Below are 21,106 nucleotides of genomic sequence, written 5' to 3' on the forward strand. Positions count from 1 at the left end.
TATTCCTTATTTCATTGCGTGGCCAAGCGATTGAAGGTAAGCGATGATTGCATCCATCTCTGTTTTTCCTTCAACATCTTGTTTAGCGTTAGCAATTTGTTCGTCTGTGTAAGGAACACCAAATTGATTACGGAAGATTTCAAGCTTCTGTTTAGTCAATTTGCCATCAAGTACATTCTCAGCAAGCCATGGGAAACCAGGCATGTTTGATTCAGGAACAAGTTCGCGAGGGTCGATAAGGTGAACGCGGTGCCACTCATCAGAGTAACGATCACCAACACGCGCTAAATCAGGACCAGTACGCTTAGAACCCCATAGGAATGGGTGTTCCCAAACGCTTTCGCCAGCTACAGAGTAGTGACCGTAACGTTCAGTTTCAGAGCGGAAAGGACGAATCATTTGGCTGTGACATACGTTACAACCTTCGCGAATGTAGATATCACGACCTTCCATTTCCAGAGCAGAGTAAACACGTAGATTTTCTACAGGTTCAGTAGTCTGCTTTTGGAAAATAAGTGGGGTAATTTCTACTAAAGCACCAAAACTGATAGCAATAACGATAAGAATCGCTAGTAGGCCAACATTCTTCTCTACCAACTCATGGCGATTATTTGAATTTGAGCTCATTCTAAATCTCCTTAAGCCGGTTGAGGGATAGCTTTAAGGCTATCTTTAGGTGCAGAAACAGTTTTGTACGTGTTGTATGCCATTAAGAACATACCAGATAGGAAGATGAAACCACCTAAGAAACGTACAAAGTAGAACGGGTAAGACGCTTCTACAGATTCAACGAAGCTGTAAGTTAATGTACCGTCAGAGTTAACTGCACGCCACATCAGACCTTGCATCACGCCAGAGATCCACATTGCTACAATGTAGAAAACCGTACCAATCGTTGCTAACCAGAAGTGAACATTGATTAGGGATACAGAGTACATACGCTCTTGACCAAATAGTTTAGGAACTAAGTGGTAAACCGAACCGATAGAAACCATTGCAACCCAACCTAACGCACCAGAGTGAACGTGACCGATAGTCCAGTCCGTGTAGTGAGATAGTGCGTTAACCGTTTTGATTGCCATCATTGGGCCTTCGAAAGTCGACATGCCGTAGAATGATAGAGAAACGATTAGGAAACGTAGGATTGGGTCGTAGCGAAGCTTATGCCACGCACCAGATAGAGTCATAATACCGTTGATCATGCCACCCCAAGATGGAGCAAACAGAACCAAAGACATAACCATACCTAGAGATTGAGTCCAGTCAGGAAGTGCAGTGTAGTGTAGGTGGTGAGGACCAGCCCAGATATACAGAGACACGAGAGCCCAGAAGTGAACAATCGACAAACGGTAAGAGTAAACAGGGCGACCAGCTTGTTTAGGAACGAAGTAGTACATCATGCCTAGGAAACCAGCTGTCAATAGGAAGCCTACCGCATTGTGTCCGTACCACCATTGCACCATTGCATCGATCGCTCCGGAATAAATCGAGTACGATTTAAACGCAGAGACAGGAACAGCTAGGCTGTTAACGATGTGCAACACGGCAACCGTGATAATGAAGGCTCCGAAGAACCAGTTTGCTACGTAAATGTGCGATGTCTTACGTTTAATCATGGTTCCGAAGAACACGACCGCATAAGCTACCCACACAAGAGTAATAGCAATATCGATTGGCCATTCAAGTTCTGCGTATTCTTTACCAGAGGTTAAACCTAACGGTAAAGTAATTGCAGCGGACAGGATAATCGCTTGCCAACCCCAAAAGGTAAAGGCTACGAGAGGGCCACCAAAGAGACGCGTCTGACAGGTACGTTGTACAACATAATATGATGTTGCAAACAGCGCACTTGTACCGAACGCAAAAATAACCGCATTAGTATGCAGGGGACGTAAACGACTGTACGTCAACCACGGCGTATCAAAGTTTAGCTGTGGCCAAACTAATTGAGCGGCAATCAAAACACCAACGCCCATACCGACAATACCCCACAAAATTGTAACTAGGGTAAATTGACGGACGACCGTATAGTTGTAGTTTTGTTCAAGCTGCTTTTCTTGGCTCATTTGCATGCTTCCAATTTCTTATTTACTACACTTTACTTCCAACACGACTCACGTCGTAATGCCACCCAAATTAGAAAAGGAAATTCAGCCTATTCAGGGCTTTATTTCCACTTGCTGATTTTAAAAAAAAGTGGCATTTTCAACGCGACACTATACTTGAATTAACAAATCAATGACAGAGTAGTAACCTTACGCTTGGTCTGGAATTGGATTTTTATTTAAAAACTTTGAACTTTGTAACAAGGAGTAAAGATTATAATGGCGGCACAAAAGCTAACAAAAGGCAGGCTTGTTCAAATTATCGTCATGTTGGTTATTTTAATAGCTGCATTTACTTGGAGAACAGTAACATACGATAATAACGAAACAGTAAACTGTATAGTTTCAAAACCTTGTAAATTTGGTATTGATAATCATAATGTTTCAGTTTCAAGTAATAACCTAGGGTATTCGATCGAAACATCTAAAACTGGCAAATTTATCATTAGCTATAATGAAAGCGGAATTCTGGAAGAAAAAGGACCATCAAATTGGCTGTTACAAACTAGTGATAAGACCTCATCAATAACGGTTACATTTCCACAACAGATAAGCACGTTTTCTGTAAACCTTTCTAAGGAGTAACAGAGAGAAACTGGGGCACACCTCGGTTCTTTTGATAGAAACATGTACCAAATCAGTGAAACACAATGCATTAAAGTGTTATAAAGAGAGCATTAATAAAGTTACCCAGAATCTATGAAATTTCTATCAAAAGTCTCTTACTCCCTAGACGATAAAATCGCAGTAGATGAGTTGCTCAGCGGGGTGGAAAACCCTGACGATATTGCTTGTCTTATTTGCTACTGCACAGAAGAGTATTCGACACTCGCTGTGCAGAGATATTTCGTAGATGCTCTCCCGAACACTCCCATACATGGCTGTACTACTTGTCACGGCATTATGACCGAAACTGGTTTTCATTCTGGTCCAGTCATTGGCGTCCTCATTATTTATGACTCGGGGATCAACGCCTATGGTACGGGAATCGAACATTTCAGCGACTCCATAGACCGCAGTACCTTCAGCGCGATAGACAAAGCACTCAAGAACGCCAACCGAGAAGGTGAAATTCCTGATCTTATCTTGCTGCATTCCACACCGGGTAACGAAGAAAAGGTGATGGCGGCTATCGATAAGAAATTTGGTACTGAAGTGCCAATTATTGGTGGCAGTGCTGCAGACAACCAGGTTTCCGGAAATTGGAGTATCTTCACCGAAGAGTCGCTGTCTATAAATGGTGTGTCTTTAACGGTAGTGTTTGCGTCTCAGTCCATCTATTCCTCTTTCAGCGCGGGTCATACGCCTACGCGGTATTCAGGCACCGTGACCAAAGTAAGAAACCGAATTTTGTTGGAGATAGACCACAGGCCAGCCGTCACCGTTTACAACGAATGGACTAATTTCCACTTAGATGGCAGTGATGATGGCTACATATTCGAAAAGTCGTCAGTCTACCCATTAGGCAGGAAAGTCGGCTCTTCTTACGATTACCCATATTTCAAATTGTCTCATTCGATCAGAGAGACGGAGTGTAATGGGATTGAGCTGTTCACAGACATCAGTGAAGGCGACACCATCTACCTGATGCAAGGGTCTAAGCAGCAGTTGATTAGCCGCGCCGCGAATATCATTCACTCCTCATACTACAACGACATGGATCTTGAAGAGAAACTAGGGGCGATCAATATCTTTTGTGCAGGCTCAATGTTGAACCTTAAACAAGATATGGATGAGGTTTGTGACCAAATAAATCAAGCACTTAATGGGCTCCCATACATATGTCCATTTACGTTTGGTGAACAAGGCAGGCTCTCTGGTGGCGAGAATGCACACGGGAATTTAATGGTATCGTCTGCAACGTTTTATAGGTTGAAAAAGTAATGGGTTCTGAAGGTCAAGAAGCGCTGCAAGAAGCACGTATTGAACTGCAAAAACTAAAAGCCCGTGAGCGAAAGCTGGCTGAAGAGAACAGGGTGATCTTATCAACCATCTCTGCGATCAGTAAGGCAAGTAACATATCTGAGATATTCTCCAGTCTCGAGTTCGTGCTCAAAAAATACATTAAGTTTGATGACTTTATCGTGGTATCAAGGGTAGGGAACGAAGGCAGTTTCAAAACCCTGCTAAGCAATAACAAAGTCTTCGAACAGATGAATTGGAGTGATTGTGGCAAGTTATCTCGAGTGATCAATGGAGAATGCGCCATCCTTTTTGAACCCAAGTCTCTGGGTGAATTCAATTCCTTACATCCCATTATCCTCGATCAAATCAACTCTGTTCTAATTACTGGTATCGATAGCGGACTAACACAATCCGTCATCATCTTTATCCACTCGAATACCAAGCACTTTAGTATTGAAACTAAGGCCACACTAAACCGTTTTCGACCGTTGATAGAGCGTGCTGTTTTCGATATTGAGAACAAAGAAAAGCTTGAAGCAACCGTTCGAGAACGTACCGCAGAGCTTGTCACAGCAAGAAAAGACGCAGAAAGAGCCAACAAGGCCAAGTCTGAATTCCTCGCGATGATGAGTCATGAATTAAGAACACCGCTAAATGCCATAATTGGCCTAATAGACGCCCTAAAATCCACATCATTGAACGAAGAACAACAGTCTATACTGCTTAATATGAGCACATCATCTGAGCTATTGCTGGCAATTATCAGTGACGTATTGGATTTTTCTAAGATTGAATCTGGGTGTTTCTCGTTGGCTCCTCGATGGAGCAACGTAAGAGACACTGTAACTTTTGTATTATCTGAACAAAAGAAGACAGCAGACGATAAAGGTTTGCCGCTAACAGTAACTAGCGATATCCCTGAAGGTGAACTTCATTACATCGACCCAAGTCGCTTGGCACAGATCCTATTTAATTTGATCGGTAACGCGATTAAGTTCACTGAGCGTGGGCATGTCCATGTTTCTATAAAGTACCAGCAGAGCTCTTTCTATATAACGGTGGAAGACACAGGGATTGGCATTAGCTCGCAACAACTTTCGTCGCTGTTCAGTCCATTTGTGCAAGCTGATAGCACAATCACACGTAGATTTGGTGGCACAGGTTTAGGCTTGGCCATCACTAAAAGACTGGTTGAACTGATGCGCGGGCGCATATCGGTAAAGAGTGAGCCTGGAAAAGGCTCCAAATTCGAAGTACAGTTGCCAGTGCTTACTAGAGTTACGAATAATCTGGCTAACAAAGAAGACGAATCTTCACGAGAGTTAAGAAGCCGTTATTCAGTGTTAGTTGTCGAAGACAATCCAACGAATCAAATGGTGATAAAGTTAATCCTTACAAGACAAGGCCACGAGGTTTTCATCGCAAGTAATGGTGAAGAAGCGATTGGCTTTATTGAAAGAGGCAACGAATCAATAGACATTATCTTAATGGATGTGTCGATGCCGGTCATGGATGGATTAACCACAACCAAATACATGAGAGACGCAAACATCAAAACACCAATCGTTGCGCTAACAGCACACACATCAGTAGAAGACAAATGTTCGTGCTTAGATGTCGGCATGAATGATTTCGTGACCAAGCCAGTAAGAACTAAAGAGATCACAGAAGCAATTGATCGATTAATGCTTGAAGTCTAATAAACGTATTCTTAATCGAAGATTAGGAAATATGTTTATTAGGTATTTTATGGTAAATAGCTTTACTGTTAAATAGAACATCGATTTGGTAGATAAACAAGAGGCAGGGCATCGCACAAAGATACCTGCCTTATAAATACCAAACACCATTTAACATAATATACATAATACGCACCAAAAAAGGAGATTGAAATCTGAGAGGTTTCAGGGCCTGTTACTCGCGTAATTTTACGTATAGCGCCGCATGAATCTATCTATTTAATTACTGGCTGGCTTTGACTCCGCGTTAATTGGATTAAATCGTGATGGCTTTATCACATGTCTGCTCAAACTTAATTAAGACTTCTAATTACGGATGCCTCTCCAAAGTTAGTCCAGAGTCTCTGCTGGTTGAGTGTTAAAAGCTATTACCCTGATTTTGCTTACCAAAAGAACCTAGATGATTAACGCTTCCACTAACTCTCGGTCTATTGTCCGTACTACCAATAAACTGAAAAGACTTGGTTACTCTTGTTCGCTAGATTTAACGGTCCCAAAAGACCAAGCGAACTCCCGAATCATCTAGTCTTGTTTACCTATGTTGGCTTGTTCTTCACCAAATTGAATCAACTATCAACGTCATCAGTAACATCCGTACTCGTTTTTCAAACCACTAACTTTGAATTTTCTGATGCCCAACGGTCATTGTTACCAAACTGCGTTGCCATCCAAAACGAACTTCTATAAACGACTTGGCTAATCGTAAGTTACAGTGCAACATAAATTCTATTAACCTCTGTCTGGACTATATTAACTTGTCTCATAACTGCGATAATGACACTTCTATTACCAACAAGTCTTTAAAATCAGATCTTTAGGCTAGTTCTCAATTAGTTAGAGTATCTTTTGTTTGTTAACATATTCTGGAACAGAATAACTTATTATCTTAGAAGGCTTTACATGAAAATCAGTACAATCGCCCTATCGCTATTCACCGCTTTTTTTGGCATCAGCTCGCAGGCGCTTGCTAGTGAAAACGAAAACTCACCTAGAGAGCATGGTCATTTTTATGCTGGTGTTGATATCGGCTTTTATAATGAAACTGAATTAGAATATCGTGGCAGCGCCATTGAAGATTCATCTGATCTATCAGACTTTAGCTATAACTTGGTTGGAGGCTACGAATTCAATACACATGATGTCGTCAAACTGGGGCTAGAAGCCGAGTACCGAAAAATCGGAAAAGTTAGCTATAACGACTTAATGGATATTGAAGGCCATGCTTTCTTCGTAAACATTAAACCAAAGTTTATTGTTGAAGGTGACGTATTAGATCTGTATGTATCTTTATTAGCCGGTGTTGGCTCTATGGATATGGAAGCGAAAGCTTTTGGAGTATCAGACTCTAAGTCTGAAGCAGCCTACCAAGTTGGTGCTGAGCTTGGTGCGATGGTAACAGACAACATCGATATCCATATTGGTTACCGCTATGCAAACGTTGAAATTGAATCCATCGATGTGTCACCTCAAACCGCTTACCTAGGTGCAAGGTACCACTTCTAAACTTGATTCACTCGTAGGCTCAATACTACTAAAGCCGTCCTTTTAAAGCTCGGCTTTAATTTTGATCACCTATTTCCCTACTCGACCTCTACTTTGACAATTCAATTCAACCATAAATAAAGTTACGTTGTATCTTCTGTAAAAAGTTACAACTTGAAAGCTTTGTCCTAACGCAAAATAAACCACTTTAACAGGCTACTACTTCGTGTTTAAATTTTGATCTATCAAACAGTTATATGAATAAATTTGGTGATTAAGCAATCAAATGCTATGCATTCAATCCTTAAAAATAAATTAAAGTGTTAACATCAGGCAATTTTGTAAACTAGGTGTTTGATATGTTGCCTAAACTTTATAAGTTCAGATCGCTCCACGACAGAAACATACAATCTATTTCCGAGTGTTCGTTGTGGTTTGATTACGCTAAAACTTTTAATAACCCTTTTGAATCTAACCACGTATTCAACAAAGAGCTTCAACAAAACTTTAAGATCATGTGTTTCTCTCAGTCGAGCGACCACCCAATACTATGGTCGCAGTATGGTGACAACTTTAAAGGCATGTGTATCGAGTATGATCTCAACTGCTATAACGGTGAGGCCAATCTCAACTGTTTTGAAGTCCAGTATGAAGACGAACCGAATATGTTCCGCCCGGCATCGCTAAGAGGTTTACAAACATCAAGACTGGGAGCTGAGATATTCAAAATTAAGCATTCTAATTGGCGTTATGAAAAGGAATACCGCTGGGTATTACCTGATGACGAGATGATCGGAAATAAACTCTACCTTAATAGAGAGTGCCTAAGCTCGGTGATTCTGTCAGAGCACGCTCCTGCCGACAGGAAATTGAAAGTTCTGATGACTTGCCAGCGCCTTGGTATCCCTGTTAAACACGCAATAGCAAAGCAAGAGTCGTTTACCTTCGAAGTGGTCAGTTAAGTAGAGTGTAATCCTACTGTTTAGCGCCAAAACAAGACATTCACATAAAGTTACAGCGCAACAAAAAAGAGAGCGACATTAATGAGACTCTCTCTTTTTATTACATGTTCACCGTAAGCTTTCCCAATCCTTTATCTTGCATCTGCTCAATCGTCGCGATAGACATTTGAACAGTTGAAAACCAATAAGGTCGGTGCTTAACGTTAAATAGTTCACTATTATCTAACGCCTCGAAAACAGAATATTTTCTACCTTGAGCCAAAGCTGCACCATAAACCGTTCGCTCAAGTACTGGAATGTCATTCACTTCCTCTAGAAGTGCCCTCTTGATGAACTGATTTCCAGGGCTCCAATCTATAAATTCAACGAGGTTTTTTAGTAGCTTAAGCTCTAGCTGCTCGACCATTGATTCAAGAAACTGTGTGTTTGGCATCACCTCAGTACAAGCATAATATTCGTCATGCTTGTCACTTGCTTCACGATAACCAAGCATCGTTTTTACCAATGCGTCTTCAAACGTTGAAGAAAAGTGGTTACAAATTAAAAACAAAGGCAGAACTCTCAACACACCAAGTAAAATGCCTACGTTAGGATCTTTAACCGACGTTTCTTGAAGTCGAATTCGAGTCGCATTTGACGTCACGACCAAGTGTTGCCAAACCTTAGGTGTGATGTGTTTAATGTTGCCATCATTCCACTTAATCAGCTGTTGACTCATTAACAATGGGAACAATAAACGACAATTTTCTATTCCTATTTGTCGTGCTGCAACTTTTGGATCGAGAATTACCTTAGATTTCTTTCCATATTTATCTGCAAACTCTTGATTGGAAACAAACTCGATTAAACTTGAGCTCAATGGCCTACTTTTCGCGGATATTTCATGGAGTTTGGAAAAGTTTAAAGATGGCGAATACGCAACACTAGCGAACTGATTGTAATCGGGTAAGTCTGAAAACAACGAACTTATTAAGGTACCTTGAAGCTTCTCAAGCATTAGCGCAGAAGCGGCATTGCTGACATCATCGATAACGTATCGTAAGGTTTGTTGCTTCGCGTCGACTTTTTCACGATGAGCATTGACTCTATCCTGCTCGCAGCGCAATAAAATACGTTGATTGTGAGATATGCGGTCAGATTCATCAAATATGACACTATCACAATACCTATTTTCCAAACTTAGTAACGTGTCTACTGTAGATTGTGCGAGCTTATATTCAGGTGAGATTAACCATCGATTAAAGCGAGCTTCAACATTGATTGAGACCTTCCTTGAGATCTCAACTACTTCAGGGGTATAACTTTTATTTGCTAACAACAACCGTGACTTTCCTTTGCCGTAAATGCTCTTGTATCGGCATATCCTGCCTTTATAACAAAACTAATATTAATAGAAATTAGAGATTGGTTCACGAAATTGTTTCAATAAAATTAAGGATATTTAGTTATAGTGCGTTGAGAGTGGCTAGTGTGTGATATGTAGCCGGATATACTTTTCTGGAAAGCTGTATTTGAACCTTTTCTTCGTCGGTAGGTGTTTTTTCGCCTGCTTGCAAACTTTACTATCTCCAGACGTTTTCACCTTTTTGATTCTTGCATAACCTTTAGAGTGCTTCATCTCAATCATCAGATCGCAATAACCCTCGAAATCAACATTACTCTTGTTGAGCCCTTTCATGACGGTGACTTTTATCTTTTTAGCTACAGGATTAACCAATGCATCGTCGGGAAAAGCGACTGGGGATAAAAAACATAATAGTAATACTAGATATCTCATACTGCTCTCTCTTTGTTGAGGGTGAGAACAGTATGCGGAGATTTAAGAGAAATGAAGGATTAACTTAGTATGAGGATTGACCAGCTAACGCGTAACTCTCAACGATTACGCTTTCTTTGAGCCTTTAGACTTAAAACCATTATGCGGGAACACGTTACGAATACGTTGCTGTACGTTTTTAGGAACATCTTTAGTGAACTTGAGATTGTAACCAGAACGTTTTGCATACACTTTTAGCTCGCCTTTAAAGGTATTGTTATGACCAATCTCTTGAAGGTTGTGCTTAAAGCTCGGTGGAAGATGCCCTTTAACTTGTTCGATCGCCCCGTCGCTAAATTTAATTTTCAATACCGGTCGATCGACTGCTACTAACCAAAAAACTAATACCGCACCGATTAAGATTACGTACATCATAATGTCACCACTACTGTTGATGGTTATTTATCGTCAGAAAGGAGCTTGCTTAAGTCTTCTTTGAGGCTAGTCACCGTCTTGCTGGCCTGCTCACTACGAGACGCTTCGCTAACCAAATACTCGATGGCATCTGAGAGCGTACAACCTAGCTCGTTCGCACGTTGAGATAGCTTTTCCCATACACGGTAATCAAGGTCGATTGATTTCTTCTTTGTATGAACTTGTTCAGCATTGAAGTGGCGTTTTCGCTTAGCTCTGATCGCTTGTTTAAGCTTGTTATCGAGCTCAGGAGACATGTTGTTAGAGATCCACTCAAGAACACCCGTAGGCTGGTGTTCCAGCTTCAATAAGGCTTGAACAGCAACGTCAGCTTCACTTGAATCAATATGGCAAGTAATCGATTCACCTTCTTTCCACTTTTTGACCAGATAGTTCCATTTCCAACCACATTCCAAGTTTTCAAGTTGCTGATATTTCATGTCTAATCTCGAGAGTTAATCCTAGTGACAGCGTAACCCAGAATAGGTTATTTCACAATTATTGTCTTGAAAGAATAGACCAAGATCATACTTATATTAGCTTAGTGATTAGTAACTACCACATAGAGCTACAAGCGAGATCGGTTTTTCTATATACTCCCTACCTCATTATCATAATCAGAAACTTAAATGACTCAAGTAGATTGGCGACATGTTACGCCTCAGTACGACGAATATAGCGCTCAATTAGAGCAATTCCCTGACATCTCGCCTTTCCCGTTTTCAGATATTCAACATAGATTCAAAGATGCGCTAACCCGCTTTGTTCGCTTGTCTAACCTTTCGCGCGTTTTACTGGTAAATGCTCCGGACAATTCAATCTATCGTCAAATGATTGTTGAATCTCTAGTCACTGCTTTAGATGATCACACTCTGCCGGTTATCAAAACTGAGTCTTTAAATGCTGCCTCTCTATTTGACCAAGTTCAATCGAAAGACGGTAAGGTTATTGCGACAAAACCTGGCCTACTGGCTAGAGCAAACAACGGTTATCTGATCGTTTCAGCAAACCTGATCTTGGCAAACCCAGGAAGCTGGTTACTGCTTAAATCTGCGCTGCTTGGTGAAGCTGTAGAGCCTATCAGCAGTAACCCTGAACACTTGAATCAGTCGCCAACCTTACCTCTTACTTACAATATTAAGTTAATTGTAGTTGGAGACAGAGCTCAACTAGGTGACCTTGATTACCTAGACAGCGATATTCAAACCGGTTTTTGCCTATTCAGCGAAATTGAACAGGACATTAAGCTCTCAGAAGACACTCTGACTCAATATCTTGGTTACCTTAAGTGGCTTCAACAACGCTATGAATTACCAAACATCACGCAACAAGCGTTGACTGGCATTCTTACTGCCGGAGCAAGAGAAACCGAAGATCAAAGCTATATCCCACTGTGCCCTATTTGGCACAACGCGTTATTGAACGAAGCTTTGATTGAAGCCGACAATGGTGAGATTGATATTCACCATATCCAGCAAGCTCAACAGCACAAATACAACCGTGAATCTTATCTACCAGAACGCGCCCTTGATGATATTCGTGATGGCCAAGTCATTATCGAAACTGAAGGTGAACAAGTTGGTCAAGTTAATGGATTGACGGTCATCGATGTTCCGGGACACCCAATATCGTATGGTGAACCTGCACGAATTTCCTGTGTTATTCACTTTGGTGATGGTGATATTGCCGATGTTGAGCGCAAAGCCGAGCTGGGTGGTAATCTTCATGCTAAAGGTATGATGATCATGCAAGCATTTGTGAGCAGCGCACTAAACCTTGAAGATCCATTACCATACGCAGCTTCCGTAGTATTTGAGCAGTCTTACTGCGAAGTAGATGGCGATAGTGCTTCTCTTGCGGAGTTGTGTTCTCTGGTTAGTGCTTTGTCTGAATACCCTATCAATCAACAAATTGCGGTTACAGGTGCAGTTGACCAATTTGGACGTGTGCAAGCTGTTGGCGGGCTAAACGAGAAAATCGAAGGCTTCTACCATGTGTGTAAGCACAACGGCTTAACAGGCGAACAAGGTGTGATCCTTCCAAGATCGAACTTAAGGCATCTTGCACTAAAGCCTGACCTTATTGAAAGCATTAAGAATGAAGAATTCCATATTTGGTCTGTGTCTAATGTAGACGAAGCAATTCCTCTCATTATGAACAAACCATTTAGAGACGATGAACAAGAAAGCGTTCTGAGTAAAATCGCGGAACGTATTGAAAACTTTGAAAGACATGAGCACCCTATTGGAATCGTTGGACGCATTAAAAACTGGTTTGTCTAGTACTGATCGGACTTGTTTAGCGTACACCTGTTCACTAATATGCACCTATCAAAAATCGGAGTAATTGATAATGCAAAACAAACGTGATTCTTACACTCGCGAAGAGCTTCTAGCATCAAGCCAAGGCGAACTATGGCCACAAGGCCCTCAACTACCAGCACCGAACATGCTAATGATGGATCGCATCACTAAGATGTCTGAAACTGAAGGTGATTACGGTAAAGGTTTAGTTCTTGCTGAGCTGGATATTACTCCTGACCTATGGTTCTTCGATTGTCACTTCCCAGGTGACCCTGTAATGCCTGGTTGTCTAGGCCTTGACGCAATGTGGCAGCTGGTTGGTTTCTACCTTGGTTGGGTTGGCGGCGAAGGTAAAGGTCGTGCTCTAGGGGTTGGCGAAGTGAAATTCACTGGTCAAATTCTGCCTACAGCGAAAAAAGTAACTTACGAGATCCACATGAAGCGTGTTGTTAACCGTCGTCTAGTTATGGGCCTTGCGGATGGTCGCGTACTTGTTGATGGTAAAGAGATCTACGTTGCTAAAGATTTGAAAGTTGGCCTTTTCCAAGATACGTCAGCATTCTAATCTAATAGTTAGATTTTTAGTAAAGCAGCCCATGGCTGCTTTATTTTCGTTCCAATAAATTTAGTTATAGTGCATTAAAGTATCCCGTATTAAGCTTGAAACAGGATAAATCCACCAGCGATACGCTTATGATAGCGAAACTAGAATGCTACATAGCTCTGGGAGTCTTTGTGTTGTTCTGAAACTAACAAGGCTCCAGCCGTTGTAATCAACAGACAATGGAGCCCTGACCTTGAATTCTTTACGCCCTATCTACTTATAGAGACCTGATTGCTTGTCATCTTTGGCGTCACGCCATCCACCTAACCAATAAGACCGAGAATCCATTTGGCTATATGGGCAAGCTTCTTGCGACCGTCCATTTAAACCAGCCTTGTAGCCTTGAGATTGTGCTCGTTCTAGTCGATCACGCTTTTGTCTCTTCATAGTGCAGTCCTCATACGGGTGTTACATTTACTAACATACAATGATTACAACTTTACGGAGTTTTTGTGACTCCAACTTTAAGAATCGGTCAAATTTTCACTTTTCTCAAGGTGAAAAAAAGCCCGAGTTCAGAATTGTGAACTCGGGCTCAGGAGATAAAATTATTTAAATTTTCTGCGGAACCCTAATAGACCAAGCACAGTCAAAGTTAACCAACCTAGGCTACCACCTTGGCGCTCAACTTTCTCGGTGTCGGTGCTACGAGTTACTACGCTATCAATGTCAGAGCCAGTGTCATACCTTGCTCCCTTGATTGGGATAAGCTTAACAGCTACAACCTTTTCGACTGCGTTAGATGAGGCACCACCACAGTATGAGTTGTGTGATGTTGTGTCATAAGGCTTATCATTACCGTCGACTGTACATTTGATAGCCGTTGCTGAAATCACGCCAGCATCATTGATATCCGTCGCATCAATGATTCTAAATTGGTTATTGTGACTAGACGCATCACCATCATTTGTTAAGTCATCTAACCACCATGCTTTACCACCAAAAATATCAACACGGCGTTCATCAGTTGAAGACGGGAGATCGTAAGGGTAGATAAAGCCTCTATGTCTACGCTCACTACCATCAACCTCACGAGTGGTTTCTGCATCTATTTGACCGACAAACTCATTGAAGTTGTTAACGGCTTTAGCTTCACCACTTGAGCCACCAAAGAAGATACCACCAGACAGGTATGTTGCCGTCGGAGTCACTGCAGATGCATCCGTAACAACGAAAATCTTGTTACCTGCACTACCGCTCTCTGGTACATAACCATTACGCTTAGAATAACCCACAGCAAACAAGTTATCGTTGATGTCAGTAGCAACGGAGTTACTGTATCTCGCATCATCGTTAGATGAACCAGACTTAACCTCTGCACCGCTAATAACTTTCGTTGACCAAGAGCCTGAAATGTCTAATGAATCACTAACAAAAACACTTGCGTTCATGTCTTGAAGGTCGCCATTCCCATCTACAGTGTTGTAACCGACACCATAAAAGATCGAACTCGACTCAACAATTGAACGCATACTGCCTTGAGCAAAATAATCGCCTTGTTGGGCATTACCACTTCTGACCCAATCAATTTCTTTTGTTGTTGTGCCACCCCAAATTGCCGCTTTAGAAGCAAACGCCTTATCTGGTTCAGAAGTGTCAGTCGGATCAAACTCTTCAGAGATACTACCTACATTGTAAACGGTACCGTTGCTTGCCGTTATCGCTTTCCAAGCACGAGTTTCTGAAGCTCCAGTTGGCGCCGCTGTCGTCGTAAACAATGCATTATTGCGAATATCATCTTTGGATTTGATCCCCACAGGTTGGGCATTCTCATCTAAAGAATTGATTACCGTATTGCGAGTTTCAAAAGTATCCCCACCTTCAACAAACGCTTTCGCATTTACGTGAGTAAGGTCATTTCTTTCCTTACTCCAAGTGTCATTCCAACGGTTTTCAGCCCAACTTTCACATGTAGAATATCTCAGCTCTCGATAACAATAGTTTTCGAAATCATCACGCTCTTGAATGTACTGAAATGGTGCATCCATTGCGAATGGTACTTCTTCACGATAACTTACCGCTTCAAGCGTATCGCGAGTCTCACCAGCAAGTTTAAATGCACTATCGGTACAGTTGGTTGCAGCTGAATCGAAGCAACCTAACGCAAGCTCATTCGTTCCGTCTGTCGCAACACCAGGTTGAATCGCCACACCATTGATTTCAGAGGCACCTGTAATTGAAGGAGTGACTTCAACGACCTTGTAAAGCGCAGCATTGGCATTAGTTGCAGCTAAAACTAATGCTGCAACTGTAGTTAATTTAAATTTAGTACAAGTCATTATTACTTCTTAACTTTCCTGTTGTAGTGCCTCGAGCTCTTCCCAGCGCTCAAAAGCAACTTCAAGCTCCTGCTCTGCTGCAGATAGCTTATCTAAAACTGGTTGTGTCTGCTCTACAGATTTTGAAAAGAAGCTGGGATCGTTGACTTCTTCCTGAAGAGTTTCAATTTGAGTTTCCAATTCTTCTAAACGCATTGGTAGCGCTTCTAGTTCTCGTTGTAGCTTATACGATAACTTCTTAGGTTTAGCCTTAACTGGCGCAGTTTTGGGAGTTTCCTCAACTACTTTCTCGGGCTTTGATGGCTTTTCAACCTGTCGGTACTCTAATGCCTGCTTTCTTTGCTGCTGGGCATCATGGTAACCACCAACAAATTCTTCAATAACGCCATTACCTTCAAAGATCCAACTTGTCATTACCGTATTATCAACAAACTGACGATCGTGGCTCACTAAAAGCAGCGTACCCTGATAGTTGGCAAGCAAATCTTCTAAAAGTTCCAAAGTTTCGATATCTAGATCGTTGGTTGGCTCATCGAGAATCAGCAAGTTGTTCGATTTGAGGAAAATACGAGCTAATAACAGACGGTTTTTCTCACCACCAGACAGCGCTTTAACAGGAGTACGAGCACGTTTAGGCGAGAATAAGAAATCTTGTAAGTAGCTAAGCGCATGACGCTCACGACCGCCTACTGTGACTTCTTGCTTACCATCCGCTAGGTTATCGATAACCGACTTCTCTGGGTCAAGGATCTCGCGGTATTGGTCAAAGTACGCCACTTCAAGTTTCGTACCGCAATGCAGACGACCTGAATCAGGTTTTAACTGGTCAAGTAGCAACTTAAGAACGGTACTCTTACCACAACCATTCGGGCCGATAAGAGCGATACGATCGCCACGCATGATGTTGAAGCTGAAGTCCTTAACAATTTCTTTGCCTTCAAAGCCAAAGTTAAGATTCTCAGCTTCAAATACAATCTTGCCTGAACGCTGGCCATCGTCGATTTGGATAATCGCTTTGCCCTGCACTTCACGACGGTTCAAACGTTCTTCACGTAGCTTCTTAAGCGCACGAACACGGCCTTCGTTACGAGTACGACGAGCTTTGATGCCCTGACGAATCCAAACTTCCTCTTGAGCAAGCTTCTTATCGAATTCAGCGTTTTGCATTTCTTCAACACGAAGCGCCTCTTCTTTCTCAACAAGGTAATTTTCGTAATCGCCCGGGAAAGAGCTCAATTTACCGCGATCAAGATCGACAATACGTGTTGCCATCGATTTAATGAACGCACGGTCATGCGAGATAAAGATGATTGAACCGCGGAAGTCTTTCAGGAAGCCCTCTAACCATTCAATGGTTGCAACATCCAAGTGGTTAGTCGGTTCGTCGAGTAGAAGCACGTCAGGGTCACATACAAGCGCACGAGCAAGTGCCGCTTTACGTTGCCAACCACCAGACAAATCTGTCAGTTTGGTTTCAGCAGTCAGCTTAAGTGCTGCCAATACGTTACTTACACGATCTTCAAAACGCCATGCATTAGCATGATCCAGTTGTTCTTGAACGCGAGTAAGGCGGTTTAGATTCTTTTCACTTGGGTCTGTCGCGATGAGATCCAGAAGATCATGATAGATCTTCAGCTGTTCGCCGATTTCAGCAAGGCCACCAGCAACATAGTCATAAACTGTACCTTGTTCATTACGCGGTGGATCTTGTTCTAGACGAGACACAACCACATCTTGCGTGATTTGCATCTTACCGTCGTCCATGATGATGTTTCCAGATAGGATTTTCATCAATGTCGACTTACCAGCGCCATTGCGCCCTACTAAACATACACGTTCGTTTTCTTGCAGCACGAAGTCCGCACGATCTAATAATGGGTGATCACCAAACGCTAATTGCCCATTATGAATTGTAAGTAATGCCATTCTTCTTTAACCAATCATTAAGTTCTAACAAGCCAAATGGCCAGTTAAGCTCTGAGCTTTGAGAAAGGTCAGAGCTTTCAAATTTGAGCACCGGAATAGTGACCCCGTAACGGGAAAAGAGCTCATCATCAAATGCAATGTCAACAACGTTGACGTGATGGCTAATGTTTAACTGTTCCGTGAGTTGGAATGCCATCTCACATAGATGGCACCCTTCTGTACTGTAGAGAGTCAGCACTATATATCCTTATACGATCTCTTAACTACTTATGTGTAATCAACCAGCAGTTATGAATGTGCTTATTGCGAGAGAAGTCCAATGGAAGTGTCTTCGCTGAGATATTCTGAGCCTTAAGACCTAACTCATCTAGAGCTTCCAAGTCCATTTTGAAGTGACGCTTGTTGTTAGAGAACACAATCGTGCCTTCTTCACGAAGAAGACGTTTAAGGTTTTCCATCAGCTGAATGTGATCACGTTGAACATCGAAAGATTGATCCATACGCTTTGAGTTAGAGAACGTAGGTGGATCGATAAAGATCAGATCATAAGAACCCTGCTCTTTAGCTAGCCATTGTAGACAGTCAGCTTGAACAAACTGATGTTGACGACCAACACGACCGTTAAGCTCCATGTTCTCTTTCGCCCACTCTAGGTAGGTATTAGACATATCAACAGTAGTTGTAGAACGAGCACCACCCACAGCAGCATGAACAGATGCACTTCCTGTATAAGCAAACAAGTTTAGGAAATCCTTACCTGCGGCCATCTCACCGATACGACGACGAGTGATCTTATGATCTAGGAACAACCCGGTATCTAGGTAATCATGAAGATTAACAATCAGCTTAACGCCATACTCGTTCACTTCTAAGTTCGATGAGTCTTGAGCCAATTTCTGGTATTGAGAACGGCCTTTCTGTTTCTGACGAACTTTAAGCACAACGTTGTTTGCTTCTACGCCTGTTACTTGAATAGAAGCACGGATGATATCGGTTAAGCGACGTTTTGCCTTCTCTTCCGGTACATCTTTAGGCGCTGCGTATTCTTGAATCACAAGGTGACCTGGGTATACATCAATCGCTACATTGTATTCTGGTAGGTCAGCGTCGTAGATACGGTAGCAATCTAATTGCTCTTTCTTAGCCCACTTGCCAATTTTACCGATGTTCTTTTTAAGACGGTTCGCGAAATCAGGTGCAATCAATTGTTCTTGCTCGCCTGATGGACGCTCTGACATCGGACGATCTGAAATTGAGTAGTTCTTTTGGTGACACGGTAACGCACCGTTGTTCAACTTGAACTGTTTATCTGCACGCATGCGTAAGCAGCTTAGTAGCTCGTCTGAGCTAGAGAAGATAGATGCGTTACAGCCACCAAATTCAGCTTTGAGCTGTGCACCGAATGCTGTGTAAAGTGCAATAAGACCCGGCTCGGTACCAAGACGTTCACCGTAAGGCGGGTTAGAAACAATCACACCATCAGTAAACTCTGTAGGACGCTTAAGCTTTGCAGCATCGCCTACTTCGAATTCAATCAACTCTTCAACACCGGCACGACGAGCATTGTCACGCGCAGTTTTGATCATACGTTCATCATTGTCGTAGCCATAGAACTTACATTCCACTTTCTTAACACCACGACGACCTTGAACGTTCGCTTCAGCTTTCACTTCAGCCCATAGCTCTGGTTCGAAATCTTCTAGTGATTCAAAACACCACTTCTGACGTTTAACACCTGGAGCCATGTTTGCAGCCATCATCGCCGCTTCAATCACTAACGTACCTGAACCACACATTGGATCTAGGAAAGGCTTAGTCGCATCCCAACCACTACGAAGAAGAATCGCTGCAGCAAGTGTCTCACGCAGAGGTGCGCGACCTGATTCTGGACGGTAACCACGTTGGTGAAGACCGCTGCCCACCATATCAACACCAAGAATCGCTTTATCACGGTGTAGACGAACGTGAATTCGAATGTCTGGGTTCTCTTTGCTGATAGAAGGACGAGGCAGAGACTTCTTCTCGAAGCAATCAACAACGGCATCTTTTACTTTCATCGCACCGTATTGGCTATTGCGGATTTCGTTGTTCGTACCATTGAAGTCAACAACAAAACGCTTAGAGCTATGGAATTGATTTACCCAGTTAACCGCAGTGGTTGATAGGTACAAATCCATGTCGTCCATACAAGTGAATTCAGAAAGGACACGTACAAATCGAGAAGCCAAACGGCTCCACAAACAACAACGATAAATTTGCTCATTGGTGGCTTTGAATTTAACACCTGCTTGAACAGGTTTTGCGTTTGTAATCCCTAGTTGGGTTAGTTCTTCAACTAATAAATTCTCAAGGCCATTTGAGGTAACCGCTAGATATTGATTCATAGTGTTCTTTTATTGATAAAAATGAGCTCGATTATACCTGAATTTGTTACTAGAGCATCACACTAAACTCGTCTTTTCATTGAATCTTTCTTCTAACTGGCTAGCAAACGCGCAGTGTTGAAGCGATCGCTTACCCACATCCCCTTAGAACATAAGACTTATCAAACCAACACGATTCAGGACCAAATACCGACCAAAGCGACAATGTGAATTTATATTCACCCCAAAATTGGTATATACCAAGCGTGAATTTAGTGTGAAAGTTAGCTACAAAAGGACATAAACAGGGAATAAAGATGGGTAAATTACACTTCTGGAGATAAAAACAGGCAGAAATTAAGGTGAAAAAATAGTCGTAAGTTCACTATTTAAATGGTTAAGCAGTGATGTATTTATCAGGGTGAGGTTTTTTAGGCACAAAAAAATCGGCTAATGAGCCGATTTGGGGGAAGATTTGACAGGTTGGTGCGTTGCGATGTGTGTGAGAAATGATGGACTAGACTGAAGGCTAACCAACCATCGCAATGTGCGTTTGATGAAGAATAGCGTTCGCGTCTATCATTCTATCGTGCATGACCTTAATCGAGTCGCCAAAGCGTAACCCTTTTGAAGGCGTTAACAGGAACTCTTCTAGGTCAACAAATGCACATAGGCTCGCACACTCTCCCACTTCTAATACAATGAAATACCCTAAGCTATGCTCGTTATTCATTTGTACAATATCCCCTTCTTGAGGGTATTCGTGGCCAACGCCCTGTGAGTCGAAGAACCAACTCTTAGGCTGTACAGGCTTATGGAAACGCTTTGCTGCCACACAATAGAGTGCTAATTCAGCTTGACGAGGCTCAGACAGTTCTAAGCCAGAAATTTGTTCTTTGAAGGTTTGGTATGAAGATGCGTCATCAACGGTGAATTCATTATCTCGAAACGCGCAGTCCACCAGCTTATTGCGGACCAGATTCGTTTTGAAAATCATATCCTCTCCGAGGTTTAGCATTAATGAACATTGCTGCTCATCGTAATACCAACTCCATGTATCGCTAGGTTTAAGCATCATTTCGTCTCACACTGTTGAACCATTCCATTAGGTAAAACGCAAAATTACCTTCAATTACAGTAATTTTACTGAGCAATAGGCAAAAAAAAAGAGGAAATGAATTCCTCTTTCTTGTCGCTTTTCTCTACAA

19 protein-coding genes are annotated in these 21,106 nt (G+C 42.1%); 7 read left to right on the top strand and 12 right to left on the bottom strand.

Going from position 1 to position 21,106, the window contains the following annotated elements:
• Positions 1–6: 6 nt before the first annotated feature.
• Together ccoO and ccoN are read right to left on the bottom strand one after the other, a co-directional pair.
• The gene (ccoO, locus tag AB4209_RS11710) at positions 7–627 is read right to left on the bottom strand and encodes a cytochrome-c oxidase, cbb3-type subunit II (protein WP_017059643.1); all 621 of its coding nucleotides are present in this window, start codon (positions 625–627) and stop codon (positions 7–9) included.
• Positions 628–638: 11 nt separating this feature from the next.
• On the bottom strand, positions 639–2,072 hold the full coding sequence (ccoN, locus tag AB4209_RS11715) for a cytochrome-c oxidase, cbb3-type subunit I (RefSeq protein WP_009846707.1): 1,434 nt from the start codon (positions 2,070–2,072) through the stop codon (positions 639–641).
• A gap of 252 nt (positions 2,073–2,324) precedes the next feature.
• On the opposite strand from ccoN, the gene AB4209_RS11720 reads away from it, so the two are divergent.
• The 5 genes from AB4209_RS11720 (at position 2,325) to AB4209_RS11740 (ending at position 8,193) form a co-directional block, all read left to right on the top strand.
• On the top strand, positions 2,325–2,690 hold the full coding sequence (locus tag AB4209_RS11720; protein WP_372055942.1) for a hypothetical protein: 366 nt from the start codon (positions 2,325–2,327) through the stop codon (positions 2,688–2,690).
• Between the two features lie 114 nt (positions 2,691–2,804).
• Positions 2,805–3,989 carry an FIST signal transduction protein gene (locus AB4209_RS11725; protein WP_017070551.1) on the top strand — a complete coding sequence of 395 codons (1,185 nt, stop codon included), beginning with the start codon at positions 2,805–2,807 and terminating at the stop codon, positions 3,987–3,989.
• Positions 3,989–5,710 (top strand): ATP-binding protein, encoded by a 1,722-nt coding sequence (locus AB4209_RS11730; protein ID WP_017070552.1) that lies wholly within the window; start codon positions 3,989–3,991, stop codon positions 5,708–5,710. Before AB4209_RS11725 ends, AB4209_RS11730 begins: the two co-directional genes overlap by 1 nt.
• A gap of 939 nt (positions 5,711–6,649) precedes the next feature.
• The gene (locus AB4209_RS11735) at positions 6,650–7,252 is read left to right on the top strand and encodes a porin family protein (protein ID WP_017059668.1); all 603 of its coding nucleotides are present in this window, start codon (positions 6,650–6,652) and stop codon (positions 7,250–7,252) included.
• 338 nt (positions 7,253–7,590) lie between these two features.
• Positions 7,591–8,193, top strand: a complete 603-nt coding sequence (locus AB4209_RS11740; RefSeq protein WP_136982178.1) for a DUF2971 domain-containing protein — start codon at positions 7,591–7,593, stop codon at positions 8,191–8,193.
• Between the two features lie 100 nt (positions 8,194–8,293).
• On the opposite strand, the gene AB4209_RS11745 is transcribed toward AB4209_RS11740, so the two are convergent.
• The 4 genes from AB4209_RS11745 to matP all read right to left on the bottom strand — a co-directional run bounded on the left by AB4209_RS11745 (position 8,294) and on the right by matP (position 10,863).
• Positions 8,294–9,514 (bottom strand): hypothetical protein, encoded by a 1,221-nt coding sequence (locus AB4209_RS11745; RefSeq protein WP_017066879.1) that lies wholly within the window; start codon positions 9,512–9,514, stop codon positions 8,294–8,296.
• 144 nt (positions 9,515–9,658) lie between these two features.
• A complete protein-coding gene (locus AB4209_RS11750; protein WP_136982179.1) occupies positions 9,659–9,970 on the bottom strand; it encodes a hypothetical protein in 312 nt (103 codons plus the stop codon).
• 105 nt (positions 9,971–10,075) lie between these two features.
• On the bottom strand, positions 10,076–10,384 hold the full coding sequence (locus AB4209_RS11755) for a DUF3634 family protein (protein ID WP_017059672.1): 309 nt from the start codon (positions 10,382–10,384) through the stop codon (positions 10,076–10,078).
• A 23-nt stretch (positions 10,385–10,407) separates the two neighbouring features.
• Complete coding sequence (gene matP, locus AB4209_RS11760; RefSeq protein ID WP_010440786.1) at positions 10,408–10,863, bottom strand: macrodomain Ter protein MatP; 456 nt, start codon at positions 10,861–10,863, stop codon at positions 10,408–10,410.
• Between the two features lie 189 nt (positions 10,864–11,052).
• Between matP and AB4209_RS11765 the strand changes: the two genes are divergently transcribed.
• Positions 11,053–12,705, top strand: coding sequence for a Lon protease family protein (locus tag AB4209_RS11765; protein ID WP_017066880.1), 1,653 nt, complete (start codon positions 11,053–11,055; stop codon positions 12,703–12,705).
• A gap of 70 nt (positions 12,706–12,775) precedes the next feature.
• Positions 12,776–13,291 (top strand): bifunctional 3-hydroxydecanoyl-ACP dehydratase/trans-2-decenoyl-ACP isomerase, encoded by a 516-nt coding sequence (gene fabA / locus AB4209_RS11770; RefSeq protein WP_017059675.1) that lies wholly within the window; start codon positions 12,776–12,778, stop codon positions 13,289–13,291.
• A 252-nt stretch (positions 13,292–13,543) separates the two neighbouring features.
• Here fabA and rmf read toward each other — a convergent pair whose 3' ends face one another.
• The 6 genes from rmf to AB4209_RS11800 all read right to left on the bottom strand — a co-directional run bounded on the left by rmf (position 13,544) and on the right by AB4209_RS11800 (position 20,976).
• Positions 13,544–13,717 carry a ribosome modulation factor gene (rmf, locus tag AB4209_RS11775; protein ID WP_017059676.1) on the bottom strand — a complete coding sequence of 58 codons (174 nt, stop codon included), beginning with the start codon at positions 13,715–13,717 and terminating at the stop codon, positions 13,544–13,546.
• Between the two features lie 161 nt (positions 13,718–13,878).
• The gene (locus AB4209_RS11780) at positions 13,879–15,609 is read right to left on the bottom strand and encodes a DUF3466 family protein (RefSeq protein WP_136982181.1); all 1,731 of its coding nucleotides are present in this window, start codon (positions 15,607–15,609) and stop codon (positions 13,879–13,881) included.
• A 9-nt stretch (positions 15,610–15,618) separates the two neighbouring features.
• Positions 15,619–17,535 carry an ABC transporter ATP-binding protein gene (locus tag AB4209_RS11785; protein ID WP_017068914.1) on the bottom strand — a complete coding sequence of 639 codons (1,917 nt, stop codon included), beginning with the start codon at positions 17,533–17,535 and terminating at the stop codon, positions 15,619–15,621.
• Complete coding sequence (locus AB4209_RS11790; protein WP_019823251.1) at positions 17,513–17,773, bottom strand: glutaredoxin family protein; 261 nt, start codon at positions 17,771–17,773, stop codon at positions 17,513–17,515. Before AB4209_RS11790 ends, AB4209_RS11785 begins: the two co-directional genes overlap by 23 nt.
• 25 nt (positions 17,774–17,798) lie before the next feature.
• Positions 17,799–19,919: a bifunctional 23S rRNA (guanine(2069)-N(7))-methyltransferase RlmK/23S rRNA (guanine(2445)-N(2))-methyltransferase RlmL gene (rlmKL, locus tag AB4209_RS11795; protein WP_017059679.1), complete on the bottom strand. Its 2,121-nt coding sequence runs from the start codon at positions 19,917–19,919 to the stop codon at positions 17,799–17,801.
• 508 nt (positions 19,920–20,427) lie between these two features.
• On the bottom strand, positions 20,428–20,976 hold the full coding sequence (locus AB4209_RS11800; RefSeq protein ID WP_145575834.1) for a cell division protein ZapC: 549 nt from the start codon (positions 20,974–20,976) through the stop codon (positions 20,428–20,430).
• Between the last annotated feature and the right edge of the window lie 130 nt (positions 20,977–21,106).

This window comes from Vibrio sp. 10N.286.48.C11 (assembly GCF_041469805.1).
In the GTDB taxonomy this organism is placed as follows: domain Bacteria; phylum Pseudomonadota; class Gammaproteobacteria; order Enterobacterales; family Vibrionaceae; genus Vibrio; species Vibrio crassostreae_C.